Raw genomic sequence first — 12,272 nt, forward strand, 5'->3', positions numbered from 1 at the left:
ATCATGTTGCAAGTTTTAAAATACATATCATTGCTCGGACTTATCTCCTTGGCTTGTAGTTTTGCAAATGCGCAAGAAGCTGCCAAAAAAGAGCGTAAAGCAACGCTTAACTTCGAAGATGAATTGGTTGAAGGGGGCACTCAGAAGCCTGAGTTGTCGTATCTCTTCCAAAAGAAAAATTTCAATTATAAACGATTGATCAAACTTAGAGAGAATTTCATCCCTGAGATGAGAAAATCAGCAGAAGACATCCAGCGAGTTCGAGGTAGTAATTGAGATCGCCGTTAATATTCAGAATCTTTAAAGATAACCAACTTGTTGGAGTGAAGCAGTTCGATCAAGATCAGATCGTAATTGGTCACTCTGAAGAAGTTCACGTCGACCTTGATGGTGATGGAGTATCGCCAATTCACTGTCTTTTAGAAAGACGGGATGCTGGCTATTACATCTGTGACTTGGGATCATCAACAGGCACATTCAAAAACGGTCAGGCCGTTCTTGATGAAAGCATCGCTTCCGGTGATGAAGTGACTGTCGGTCCATTTAAAATCGTGTTTTTCCTTGGTGTACCTAAACCAAAAGGTCCTCCTCCGGGTGAAGAAAAATTGGAAGATGCAGCAGTGGCTGTTCCTCCAATGGCTCCGCCAGCGGCAGCACCTGTGGCACCACCGCCTCCAGTTCAGGAAGTCACTTTGACTTCGATTCCAGCAGCGGCGCCAACGCCTCCTCCTGCGGAACCGGTTGTGCAAAAAGCTGAGCCTGTTGCTCCGCCCCCGCCAGCTGTTGAGAAAAAAGAAGAAGTTAAAGTTTCGATTCCGACAGAGGTGCCTAAGATTGATGAAAAAGCTCCTCCAGTTGCTGCGGTTGCGGCACCTGTCGCAGCGGCTTCTGCATCTTCGAACGTTACAACATCTGCTCCGGTAACGGCGACGCCGACAATGGCGACTCCGACAGCTGCAGCACCAACTCGTCCAGAGATTCGTGCTGGAAAAGTTTCATTTAAAAAGGAAAAGAAAGTTAAGACTTTCGCTCCTGCAAGTGAAATTCAAGATTTGAAAACTTATTTGAAGCCTGGAAAAGGTCCTACAGTTCAAGTGATCGTTGCTTGGAAAGAACGCATCCTGAATACGTACAATTTCAAAGGCAATCAATCTGTTCATGTGAACCTGGGTGAAGACAAGCCAAACAGCATTGCTCTTCCGGAAGGGATCATGCCAAGAGGATTCCAGATCCTGGATATGGCTGGCGGTTTGAAAGTAAACACGGCTGCTGACATGAAGATTGAAATGGTAGGCTCCACTGGTTTGGTGTCTATCGAAGATCTGGAGAAAAACGGTCGCGCGCAAAGAGCGGGTGGCGGTTATTCGGTTCGTGTCGATCAAAATGAAATGCTTTGCCTGGCTTTACCAGGTGGCAACATCCACTTGTATGTTCGCTTTGTTCCTCAAGCTCCCGTCGTACCAATTACGTCTGTGATGCTTTCGGGTTCGGAATTGACAGGCTTGGTGATGTCGCTAGTGATCGTGGGCTTGCTTGCATTGTACATCTCTGCAACAACTCCAGACTGGCAGGAAAACAAGCAGGAAGAGGTTCAGCGTATTGCGCAGGTTATCTTTGATAAGAAACCAACGCCTCCACCAGCGCCAACGCCTAAACCACCAGAGCCAACTCCGACTCCGGTGCAACAACCTACTCCGACACCAACTCCTAAGAAAGTTGTCGTGAACGATAAGGATAAAGCGGCTCAAGAGAAAAAGCCTGAGAACAAACCTCAGGTTTCTCAGAAAGCACAACAAGCGGCTAAAGCAAGTGAAGTGGCTCCAAAGGAAACGAAAGACAAGAGAAAGACTTTCACATCAACTCGTCAAGGTGGCGCAGTTAAGTTGGGAACAACGGACAGCGCGAATGCGCAGTCTAAAAACAAAGACCTTTCTAAAGTCGGATTGTTCGGTGCCTTTGGTGGCGGCGGTAACAGAAAGAATCTTGACCAGGCCTATTCAGGTCAAGGTGAGGTTTTGGGTATGGCCAACCAAGCGACCGGTACTTCCGGTATGAATGAAAACAGAGCCGGTGATGATCTGGGTTCTAAAATTAAAGACACAGGTGCCGGCGGTAAAGGTACTGCGACCCAAGGTATCGCGGGTATCGGAACTAAAGGTCGTGGGTCAGGCCAATCAGCTTACGGTGCTTCTGAAGGTTTCGGCTCGAAATCGCAAGTGGCAATCGAAGGTGGCGGTATGGAAGAATCTTTCGACGGCACTATCGACAAAGAAGCGATTCGCCGTGTGATCCGTGCGAAACTTCATGAAGTTAAGAGCTGTTACGAAAGAGCTTTGAACACGAAAGCCAAAGGGACTCGTCTTGAAGGTAAAGTTATCCTGGGATGGGAAATCGTGGCTCAAGGTCAGGCTCGTAATGTGAAAGTGAAGAGTTCAACATTGGGTGATAAAGGTGTTGAAAACTGTATCAGAGATCGTTTGGCAAGTTGGACATTCCCGGAACCTCCAGCAGGTCTCGTGGCAGTGATCGAAGCTTATCCATTCGTTTTGAATCAACAATAGATTTTAAAGTTTAAAAAATTAATAAAGTTACTCTACAGGAGGAGATTTCGTGAACCCAACAGACGCAGCAGCAGCAGCAACCCAGTCAGCAACTAACGCAGCAATGCAGGTTGCAGCAGGCGATAATATGAACTTCCTACAACGCGCATTCTCTGAGGGCGGTATCGTGATGTACATCATCGCGGCAATCGCAATCATGTCGATTATCGTGATCGTAGACAGAATCATGAAACTTAAAAACTTGAATGTGGATAAAAAAGAATTCACAGATCAAATCTTCCGCATGGTTGTAGCTGGTGATCTTCGCCAGGCTATTTCTTATTGCGACGCTCGCCCAGCAGCTTTGACGAACACAGTTAAAGCCGGTCTTGTGCAAGCCATGAACAAACGCCCGGATGAAGAAATTCAAGTGGCGATGGATGCAGCAGTTATGAGAGAGATGCCAAAAGTTGAAGGTTGGGTTTCCTTCCTTGCAGTTTTCGGTAACATCGCGGTACTTGCGGGTCTACTTGGTACGATCATCGGTATGATCGGTTCCTTCCGTGCGGTTGCGGTGGCGGATCCAGCGACTAAATCGATCGAACTTTCAAAAGGTATCTCGCATGCCTTGAATTGTACGGCGTTTGGTCTTTTGGTTTCTATCGTTTGTATCGTTGCCTACGGTTTGTTCCAACATCGTATTCAAAAAACTGAGAACGAAGTTGTTGAAACAAGCATGAGTCTTTTGAATCTAGTTGTAGCTAACAGAGAAAAGATCAGAGATTAATTACTTACGGTAAAGTTAGAGGTTTAGCATGGCTCACATAGAAGAGGGCAAATCCGGCGGCAGGGCGAAGAATATCGAGTTGAATCTCGTTCCTGTCATTGACTTGATGAGCGTACTTATTACGTTCCTCCTGATCAGTGCCGTTTGGACTCAGATCTCTATGATTCAAATTGGAAGTTCCTTGTACGGTAAGAAATCCGACACACAGCCCAGTCCTACTCCTCCGCCAAACGCGGACGTGGTGTTGAAGGTGGATGTGAAGCCTGTTGGTTATGTTTTAACTGTTGGGAAACAAGTCATCAGTCTTCCAATGCAAGGCGGACAATTTGACGATGCTGGCCTCATTGCGCAACTTCAAAGAGTTAAACAAATCTATCCAGAAAAAGTGGATGCAATCCTGACGATGGCTGATGAATTGCCATACGACCAATTGATCAAGGCAATGGATAATTGCCTGATCTCAGGATTTAGCGCGATTTCAGTCGCAACAGGAGCGCCTCAATAATGGCAATCTTTAGACCTGGCGAGAGACATCGCTACCATAATATTTTGAGTAAGAAAAAAGGGAAACGTGGCGTGACGGCAGTTCTGTCTTTGACAGCGATGGTCGACATGTTTACGGTTCTGGTGATCTTCCTTCTTCAAAACTACAATACAACAGGAGATATCCTGTATATGCCAAAAGAAGTTACACTTCCTAAGGCATCAAGTGTTAAAGAATTGAAGCCAGCCCATGTGGTGACGATCTCTAATAAAGAAATCGTACTTGATAAAGACACCGTGGCGACTTTTGATGAAATTCAAGCGGCGGGGCCAGATGACTGGAATATCCCTAAGTTGAAAGAGCAATTGACACTGGCTTTGGCAAAAAGCAAAGCGGACTACGAAGCAAAACTACAGAACAAAATCAAAAATGCTGTTGATCAAACGAAAGGTCAAACAACTGATGATGCTAATGCGTGGAGCAAAGTAACCATCCAGGCCGATAAAGGTATCGACTTCCTGACAGTGAAAAAGGTTATGTTCACTGTGACCGAAGCGGGTGCCGGCGAAATCAATTTCGCAGTGACCAAAAACTCTAACCAGTCGACTTCTACCCAATAGTTTGGGTAGAATCGATCCATGGCTAAGTTCAAGAACCTCATCTTTGCAGTACTTCTAATTTTATTGTTCGTTGAGGTTCTCATTGTTTTCCCTAAAAAACTTGAACATGACGACGATGCACAGGTTCAAGCTCGCGTAGAACTCCAAGAAAAAAGAAAAAAAGAACTCGAAACTCTGGGTAAAGACCCGAACGAGAAGCAATCGACTGCAGAGCAGAAGATGGGCGGCGTTCATTTGGTGGAAAGTCAAAAGGGTCAACGTGACTGGGAGCTGTTCTCTGAGTCTGCAGAAGGCAGTCAGGGAAGCGGCAATTGGAAGCTAAAGAAAGTCCGCGTATTTTTCTACAACAAAGAAAAAGTTGAATTCACAGCAACCGGTGACGAGGGAACGATCGATTCAAACTCGAAAGATCTCAATATCAAAGGGAACGTTGTTACGCGTTCGGAAAATGGTTACGTCTTTAAAACTCCAGCCATTTCCTACTCCGCAGTGAAAAGACTGATTGAAAGCCCCGAAGATGTTTATATGGAAGGCCCTGCAGATAAAACGGGTGCCGGAATGACCGTTAAAGGTCGCTCCATGCAGGTTCTGGTCGATCAATCCAAAATGCTAATCAAAGAAAAGGTCTCTGCGACAAAACCGATGAAAGATGGCAAACGTTTCGAAATTGTTGCCGACGGAGCAGAATTCAGCGGTAAAAGCAATTTGGCGCGTTTTCTAGGGGCCGTACGCATGAACTATGATGGGATGCGCCTTGAGGGGCCCGAAGCCAGTTTCCTCTATGACAAGGGAGCAAATTTGCTCAGTTCCATCAGTATTCTTGGTGGTGTCAAAGTCAGTGACGAGGATAAATTTGCAACGGCGGATGTGGTCAACCTGGACCTGCTCACCAATAAGTATGTTTTCAAAGGCAAACCAAAGGTCATTCAAAACAATGACGAGCTGAGCGGTGAGGAAATCATCTTTCTCGACGGCGGAAAAAAGGTTAAGGTTGAAAGAGTACGTGCCAAGATGGAGAACAAAGAGAAATGAGCATCCTGACCATCAAAGAAATTTCAAAGAGTTTCAAAAAGCGTAAAGTCGTTGATGGTGCATCATTCTCCGTCGAATCAGGTCAAGTTGTGGGACTTTTGGGACCCAACGGCGCTGGGAAAACGACTTCATTTTATATGGTCGTGGGGATCGTGCAGCCAGATAAAGGCACCATTCAGTTGGATGACGACGACATCACTAAAGAGCCTATGTACAGACGCGCTCGCGTGGGTTTGAGCTATTTGGCTCAGGAACCCAGTATATTTCGTAAACTTACTGTGGCCGAGAATATCACTGTTGCTCTAGAAGCTCACGGTTTCAGCGGTGCCCAAAGAGCAGAGCGTTTGGAGCTTTTAATTTCTGAGCTTCGTGTGGGCCATATTCGCGACAGTTATGGTTATGCCCTTTCAGGTGGTGAGCGTCGTCGTGTGGAGATTGCTCGTGCCCTGGCAGGGGAGCCTAAGTTCCTTTTGCTGGACGAACCCTTTGCAGGGATCGACCCGATTGCGGTCGGTGACATCCAGAATATCATCCGCGAACTTAAGGCCAAAGGTATAGGAGTTCTCATTACGGATCATAACGTTCGTGAGACTTTGGGCATTTGCGATTATGCTTATATACTGAAGGACGGGGCGATTCAGGTTAGCGGAAGTGCTGACGAAATCACGAATTCTGAATTGGCTCGTAAATTCTATCTCGGTGAAAATTTTAGGTTGTAACGCTAGTGCGTTTTTAGAAAGGTAAACAATGGCTCTTCGACAGACCATGAACCTGAGTCAATCTCTGGTCATTACTCCACAACTGCAACAAGCAATTAAACTGTTGCAGATGTCGCGTATGGAGCTAGAGTCAGCGGTTCGTTCAGAGCTGGAAGAAAACCCAATTCTAGAAGAAGCAGAACAGCTTAAAGAAGAAGATCTACAGCGTACCAAAGAAGCCTCGGACGAAGTTGCTGGCGAAGGCTCAGCAGAGTCCACGAACGATCAGATCTCTCAAGACCCACAGAAACAAGATGAGTTCGAGTGGGAATCTTATATTGAACAAAATCAAAAACCTCCTCAGTCCGGTATGTCTGGCTCTGAAGAGATCATGAACTATGAGAACGTCATCACGGCGTCTCAAACTTTGCACGATCACCTGTACTGGCAAGTAAAGATGAACGGCTTTTCTGAAGAAGAAGAGCGCGCTGCGGATGCGATCATCGGCGCAATTGATGACGACGGTTACTTCAAAGTTCCAATTGAACAAATCGCCGAAGAAGAAAAGATCGAAAAAGATCTTTTGGAAGACACCCTGACATTGATTCACGAGTTCGATCCACCAGGTGTGGGGGCTCGTGATTTGAAAGAGTGCCTATTGATCCAAGCCAAACACTTGGAAGAAGACACTCACGATCTGGTCAATCTGATCAACAATCACTTAAAAGATCTGGAAAAGAAAAATTACGAAGCTATCGCGAAAGCTTTGGGTCGTGATATTGAAGACGTGGTCGACATGTGTAAGATCATCTATGCGATGGATCCCAAGCCAGGTCGCGCTTTCGTTGCCAGTGACACCCATTACGTCACACCAGATGTCTATGTTTACAAAGTCGGAGACGATTACGTGGTGTCTTTGAATGAAGACGGTTTGCCACGTTTGAAGATTTCAAACTTCTATAAAAACATGCTGAAAACAGGCAAAACAACAGGCGATAAAACTCAGGATTATATTCAGGAGAAATTGCGCTCTGCTGTTTGGTTGATTAAGTCTATTCACCAAAGACAAAGAACAATTTATAAAGTGGCCGAGTCGATCGTAAAACATCAGCGCGACTTCTTTGAAAAAGGTTCTGAGCATTTGAAACCGATGGTTTTGCGCGATATCGCCAACGACATCGGAATGCATGAATCCACGGTGAGCCGTGTGACGACAGCCAAATACGTTCACACTCCGCAAGGTATCTATGAGTTGAAATACTTCTTCAATTCCGGCATCAGCTCAAGCGATGGTGACTCTTTGGCAAGTGAATCGGTCAAAGTGAAAATCAAAGACTTGGTTTCTAAAGAAGACCCTAAAAATCCGCTCTCTGACCAAAAGATCGTGGATTTGCTTAAGGCAGACGGAATCCAAATCGCACGAAGAACAGTCGCAAAATATCGCGACGTACTCAAAATCCTTCCTTCTTCGCAAAGGAAGAAGTACTTCTAATTCGACCCGGCACAGCCGTATAATACAGCGCCAAAACTCTCGGACAGTCCTCGCTCGGTAACGTGCGGGGACTTCGTGTTTCTGGGGTGGCTCGATGGTGTTTTACCTTGGTTAAGCTAATCAGAATTTGCTGTGGAACTCGGTTTTGGTGCTGTATTATACGGCTGTGCCTGGCGGGCAGTGTATTTTCTTTGCTTGAATGAAGCATTTTTCGTTGAGATTTGGGCCTGGGTTGATTAATTTGGCTCCGTTTTAACAGGAGAAGTTATGGATTTGAAAAAGCTTATTAGAGATGTTCCTAATTTTCCTAAAGAAGGTATTCTTTTTCGGGATATGTCTCCGCTTTTGCAGAATCCGGATGCTCTGCATTTTGTTTCAAAAAATTTAGTGAATGGTGTGGATCTTTCCCAGATTCAGTATTTTGCGGGCATTGAGTCTCGTGGATTTATTTTGGCAGCACATATGGCAGCCGTTCATGGCAAGGGTTTCATGCCGATTCGAAAGGCTGGCAAACTGCCTCCTCCCACGAAAAAAATTTCGTATGCATTGGAGTACGGAACAGCAGAAATTGAACTGCCAGTTGGTGGTGGTAACATCATGATCGTGGACGATGTTTTGGCTACGGGTGGGACTTTGCAAGCGGCAATTGATTTGAGTTCGCTTGCTGGTTATACAGTTCAGGCTGTGGCAGTTCTGGTGAATTTGACTTTCCTGAATCAAATGAAATTTAACGGTAAAGAGGTTTACTCCCTTGTTCAATATTAAAGACGTCGCCGTATTGATGGCTCTTCCACACGAATCCCAAAATGTTTTCGAAAACGAAAATATTCTCGTTCACTATACGGGTATTGGTAAAGTGAATGCCGCTTTAACGGCGATGGATGTGATTCATAAAACCAAGTGTAAAGTCATCATCAACCTTGGGACTGCGGGGAGTTCAAAATTTAAAACTCATGACTTGGTCGAAGTTTCCTCTTTTGTTCAAAGGGATATGGATATAACTCCTCTGGGTTTCAAAGTGGGGGAGACACCTTTTGATCCGATCCCAGGCTCCATTGATTTGATTCCTTTTTTCAGCGAGCTTCCCCACGGGGTTTGCAGTACGGGGGATAATTTCGAGACGGGAACTCCAAAGTTACCGTGCGATCTTGTTGATATGGAGGGATATGCTATCGCCAAGGTCTGTCGCAAAATGGGCGTGCAATTAATCTCGCTAAAATACATCACGGATGGAGCGGATCATAATGCACACAACGACTGGGCAGCGAATCTCCTCCCGGGTGCGAAAAAATTATTGGATTATTATAAGAGAATGGTCGCTTCTGACGACCGTGCTCCACTCTAAACCGTGAAAATTTATTTTCTCAAAATGAGAATTTAAATTAACCGCAAATTATTCTCTCCGGTTCTCAATATAGAGCTCATCTTTGGTCCAGCCGACCCGATAAGCTTAATGCAGCACGCTTTCAGATAAGTTTGTTCCGCGTTGCTCGTCGTCGCGGTACGAGAAGTACAGCTCCTCCTCGGCGCCTTGAATAAACTTATCTGAAAGCGTGCTTGGGAACCCACAGAAACAAAGGCCTTGAAAGGGGCTGGAGGAGAGAATAATGAAATTGAACACAACCTTTAAGCATCTTGATCACTCCGATTCACTTGTTGAATACACCGAACAACGCATGGAAGAAATCGGACAATTTCTGCTTAGGGATGGGTACGGGGCCGTTTACTTTAGTAAGACCAAGAACGAATTCTGTGTGGAGATATCAGTAAACACCCGGGAAAAATATTTCAAGGCATCTTCTTTCAGCGTGGATGTGTACGCGGCCGTGGACTCATGCGTGGAAAAGCTGGAAAAGCAATTCTTGAAAACCGCTAAAATGTTCAAGGATCACAAAAAACCTGAGCTTTCCAAGGAAGGCCGTCTGAATCAAATGCTGCGCGTGCGTAAAGCCGCTTAAGCAAGTCTCTTAAAACGATTTACTTCAACAAAAGGTGGTTTGAAATCACCTTTTGTTGTTTAATGACCTCATGAAAATTCCTGAGGTGAGTCCTTTAATTGGTAACTGGTTGTTTTCCTCCGTCGTTGAGGATGATGCTCTGACAAGGTCCTATAAGTACCGCCTTTTGATAATCATCACAGTGCTTACAGGGATGCTGATGTGGATGTATAGCTTCTTAGCTATCTTTCTAGTCACCAGCGAAGAACTCGCGATCATTGGATTTGTCTGCTCTACCATTCATGCATTGTGTCCTGTGCTTTATAAAACCACGCGCTCTATGGTTTTTGCGGCTTACACTATGGTGACCGCTGGTATGATCTTTCAATTTGCATTCTCCTATTACACCGGTGGATTCTATTCGCCGACCTTAATTTGGTTTGCAGTGCTGCCAATGATCGTAGGGATTCTGACTAATAAATCTCATGCCCTCGCGTGGATTTTTATTTGCGTGTTGGATTTCGTGTTGATGTTCTTTTTGCAGACAAGTCGCTTGGTTCCTGCGAGTCAATTGACAGCCGAGGGGCGCGTTGTGGCGCAATTTATGGTCGGCCTGGGTTTAATCGGTTTGGTGGGTGGTTTTACCTTGTTCTTTATCGAGCTTGGCTATTTCTATCACAATAAAATTTCTGCAAAAAACATGCAGATCCGCCAGCTTTTCCGCGCCATCACGCATGATATTTTAAATCCTTTGGCTTCAGTGGAGTTCACTCAAAATCGCGTGATCAAACAGTATCCGGATTTGGAAAGTGAATTGACTCACTCTAAAAGAGTGATTGCGAACATCCGTCAGACGGTGGAAAACGCTCGCTACTTTGATGCCGCGGATTCAGGCCGTGTGGTATTAAATATCCTGCCTGTTTCGGTGGGTAATCTTTTGGATTCCGTGGGAGCTTTGTTCGATGAGCGCCTGCGGGAAAAAAATCTCACTCTTGAGGTCGACAATGATATCCGTAATATTCACGTACTGGGAGACGAAATCAGTCTAAGAACGCAGGTCGTGAATAATGCTATTTCCAATGCGATCAAGTTTAGTCCCCCGGGGGCCAAGATCGAAGTCAGCGGTGTTTCCCACGGAAGCGAGTTTGAAATTATCATTCGCGATTATGGGGTGGGGATTCCACCAGAAAGAATCCAACAATGGGAAAGCGTTGGGGGCTTGGCGTCCACCTTAGGGACGTGGGGAGAAAAGGGCACTGGATTTGGACTTTTACTCATGAAGCATTATCTCGATAAGGCTCACGGTCGTCTTCAAGTTCACAGCGTCTGCAGTCATATCGATCCTAAGAACAAAGGAACACGTATTAGCCTTTTCCTAAAGAAGGCTCCGGCAATCAGTTGACCCCTAAATACGAGTTTGATAGGTTGCGAATCTGATTTAAAATGTCGACAAACAAACCTAGTTGCACTCTGCCCCGGTTAGGGTGTGGCAATCCTCTCGATAAGGAAAAATAAGAAGTGAAAAACTATCTTTTTACGAGTGAATCTGTTTCTGAAGGTCATCCGGATAAAATGGCCGATCAAATCTCCGATGGCGTTCTGGACGCTATCTTGGCTCAAGACCCTAAAGGTCGCGTTGCCTGTGAGACTTTGCTAACAACAGGTTTGATCGTTGTTGCTGGTGAAATCACGACTTCTGCAAAAGTGAACTTTTCAGAAATCGCTCGTGATGTTGTTAAACGTATTGGTTACGACCACTCTGACAAAGGTTTTGACTACAAAACTTGCGCAGTAACGGTTGCAGTTGGCCAGCAGTCCCCTGACATCGCAGTCGGTGTTAAAGAGACTTTGTCTGACGATCAAGGTGCTGGCGACCAAGGTTTGATGTTCGGTTATGCAGTTAATGAAACTCCTGAATTGATGCCTCTTTCTATTGCTATGTCTCACAAACTTGTGAAAGACTTGGCGACAATCCGTAAAGCTAACAAAGTGGACTGGTTGCGCCCGGATGCTAAATCCCAAGTAACAGTTCAGTATGAAAACGGTATCGCGAAACGTATCGACGCTGTTGTTATCTCTACTCAACATGCTGATTCTGTTTCCAATGCAACTATCAAAGAATTCATCACTGAAGAGTTGATCAAAAAATCTATCCCAGCTCAGTGGATCGACGCGAAAACAAAATTCTTCATCAATCCAACAGGCCGTTTTGTAACGGGCGGTCCAATGGGTGATGCTGGTTTGACGGGTCGTAAAATCATCGTGGACACTTATGGTGGTCACGGTGCACACGGTGGTGGTGCATTCTCTGGTAAAGATCCTTCGAAAGTGGATCGTTCTGCGGCTTACGCGGCTCGTCACATTGCGAAGAACATCGTGGGCGCAGGCCTAGCGGATCGTTGCTTGCTTCAAGTAGCCTACGCGATCGGTGTGGCTGAACCCGTTTCCATCACAGTGAATGACTTTGGAACAAGCAAAGTGGGTTCTGAAGTGCTTGAAAAAGCAGTTCGCCAAGTCTTTGACTTGCGCCCAGCTCGTATTACGAAGGATTTGGACCTTTTGAGACCAATCTACTCGAATACAGCAGCATACGGCCACTTTGGTCGTGCGGAAGAAGGCTTCACGTGGGAGAAACTAAATAAGGTTGAAGAGCTGAAAAGCGCTGTAAAAGCACTTTCTTAG

General features: G+C 45.5%; 13 protein-coding genes. All 13 read left to right on the top strand.

Annotated elements, in window-relative coordinates; translation table 11 throughout:
* Nucleotides 1-3: 3 nt before the first annotated feature.
* Nucleotides 4-276: a hypothetical protein gene (locus ACLSU7_RS15725; RefSeq protein ID WP_142701328.1), complete on the top strand. Its 273-nt coding sequence runs from the start codon at nucleotides 4-6 to the stop codon at nucleotides 274-276.
* Between the two features lie 47 nt (nucleotides 277-323).
* Nucleotides 324-2,561: an AgmX/PglI C-terminal domain-containing protein gene (locus tag ACLSU7_RS15730; protein WP_413292858.1), complete on the top strand. Its 2,238-nt coding sequence runs from the start codon at nucleotides 324-326 to the stop codon at nucleotides 2,559-2,561.
* 49 nt (nucleotides 2,562-2,610) lie between these two features.
* On the top strand, nucleotides 2,611-3,327 hold the full coding sequence (locus ACLSU7_RS15735; RefSeq protein WP_246845691.1) for a MotA/TolQ/ExbB proton channel family protein: 717 nt from the start codon (nucleotides 2,611-2,613) through the stop codon (nucleotides 3,325-3,327).
* Between the two features lie 28 nt (nucleotides 3,328-3,355).
* On the top strand, nucleotides 3,356-3,832 hold the full coding sequence (locus ACLSU7_RS15740) for an ExbD/TolR family protein (protein ID WP_413292859.1): 477 nt from the start codon (nucleotides 3,356-3,358) through the stop codon (nucleotides 3,830-3,832).
* Nucleotides 3,832-4,431, top strand: coding sequence for an ExbD/TolR family protein (locus ACLSU7_RS15745; protein WP_413292860.1), 600 nt, complete (start codon nucleotides 3,832-3,834; stop codon nucleotides 4,429-4,431). The genes ACLSU7_RS15740 and ACLSU7_RS15745 overlap by 1 nt, the downstream gene beginning before the upstream one ends.
* Nucleotides 4,432-4,449: 18 nt before the next feature.
* Nucleotides 4,450-5,463 carry an LPS export ABC transporter periplasmic protein LptC gene (gene lptC, locus ACLSU7_RS15750; RefSeq protein ID WP_413292861.1) on the top strand — a complete coding sequence of 338 codons (1,014 nt, stop codon included), beginning with the start codon at nucleotides 4,450-4,452 and terminating at the stop codon, nucleotides 5,461-5,463.
* A complete protein-coding gene (lptB, locus tag ACLSU7_RS15755) occupies nucleotides 5,460-6,182 on the top strand; it encodes an LPS export ABC transporter ATP-binding protein (protein ID WP_413292862.1) in 723 nt (240 codons plus the stop codon). The genes lptC and lptB overlap by 4 nt, the downstream gene beginning before the upstream one ends.
* A 28-nt stretch (nucleotides 6,183-6,210) precedes the next feature.
* A complete protein-coding gene (gene rpoN, locus ACLSU7_RS15760) occupies nucleotides 6,211-7,653 on the top strand; it encodes an RNA polymerase factor sigma-54 (protein WP_413292863.1) in 1,443 nt (480 codons plus the stop codon).
* A 267-nt stretch (nucleotides 7,654-7,920) separates the two neighbouring features.
* Nucleotides 7,921-8,418, top strand: coding sequence for an adenine phosphoribosyltransferase (locus ACLSU7_RS15765; protein WP_413292864.1), 498 nt, complete (start codon nucleotides 7,921-7,923; stop codon nucleotides 8,416-8,418).
* Nucleotides 8,419-8,434: 16 nt separating this feature from the next.
* Nucleotides 8,435-8,998, top strand: a complete 564-nt coding sequence (locus tag ACLSU7_RS15770) for a 5'-nucleosidase (RefSeq protein ID WP_413295431.1) — start codon at nucleotides 8,435-8,437, stop codon at nucleotides 8,996-8,998.
* 262 nt (nucleotides 8,999-9,260) lie between these two features.
* Nucleotides 9,261-9,611, top strand: coding sequence for a ribosome hibernation-promoting factor, HPF/YfiA family (gene hpf, locus ACLSU7_RS15775; protein ID WP_142701320.1), 351 nt, complete (start codon nucleotides 9,261-9,263; stop codon nucleotides 9,609-9,611).
* Nucleotides 9,612-9,681: 70 nt separating this feature from the next.
* Complete coding sequence (locus tag ACLSU7_RS15780; RefSeq protein WP_413292865.1) at nucleotides 9,682-10,992, top strand: sensor histidine kinase; 1,311 nt, start codon at nucleotides 9,682-9,684, stop codon at nucleotides 10,990-10,992.
* A 116-nt stretch (nucleotides 10,993-11,108) separates the two neighbouring features.
* Nucleotides 11,109-12,272, top strand: a complete 1,164-nt coding sequence (gene metK, locus ACLSU7_RS15785) for a methionine adenosyltransferase (protein ID WP_413292866.1) — start codon at nucleotides 11,109-11,111, stop codon at nucleotides 12,270-12,272.

It is taken from the genome of Bdellovibrio sp. HCB185ZH (assembly GCF_047302455.1).
Lineage (GTDB): Bacteria > Bdellovibrionota > Bdellovibrionia > Bdellovibrionales > Bdellovibrionaceae > Bdellovibrio.

Coding starts and splice junctions, on each gene's coding strand:
- ACLSU7_RS15725 (WP_142701328.1), top strand. CDS start 4: ATGTTGCAAGTTTTAAAATACATATCATTGCTCGGACTTATCTCCTTG.
- ACLSU7_RS15740 (WP_413292859.1), top strand. CDS start 3,356: ATGGCTCACATAGAAGAGGGCAAATCCGGCGGCAGGGCGAAGAATATC.
- ACLSU7_RS15745 (WP_413292860.1), top strand. CDS start 3,832: ATGGCAATCTTTAGACCTGGCGAGAGACATCGCTACCATAATATTTTG.
- lptC (WP_413292861.1), top strand. CDS start 4,450: ATGGCTAAGTTCAAGAACCTCATCTTTGCAGTACTTCTAATTTTATTG.
- lptB (WP_413292862.1), top strand. CDS start 5,460: ATGAGCATCCTGACCATCAAAGAAATTTCAAAGAGTTTCAAAAAGCGT.
- rpoN (WP_413292863.1), top strand. CDS start 6,211: ATGGCTCTTCGACAGACCATGAACCTGAGTCAATCTCTGGTCATTACT.
- ACLSU7_RS15765 (WP_413292864.1), top strand. CDS start 7,921: ATGGATTTGAAAAAGCTTATTAGAGATGTTCCTAATTTTCCTAAAGAA.
- ACLSU7_RS15770 (WP_413295431.1), top strand. CDS start 8,435: ATGGCTCTTCCACACGAATCCCAAAATGTTTTCGAAAACGAAAATATT.
- hpf (WP_142701320.1), top strand. CDS start 9,261: ATGAAATTGAACACAACCTTTAAGCATCTTGATCACTCCGATTCACTT.
- ACLSU7_RS15780 (WP_413292865.1), top strand. CDS start 9,682: ATGAAAATTCCTGAGGTGAGTCCTTTAATTGGTAACTGGTTGTTTTCC.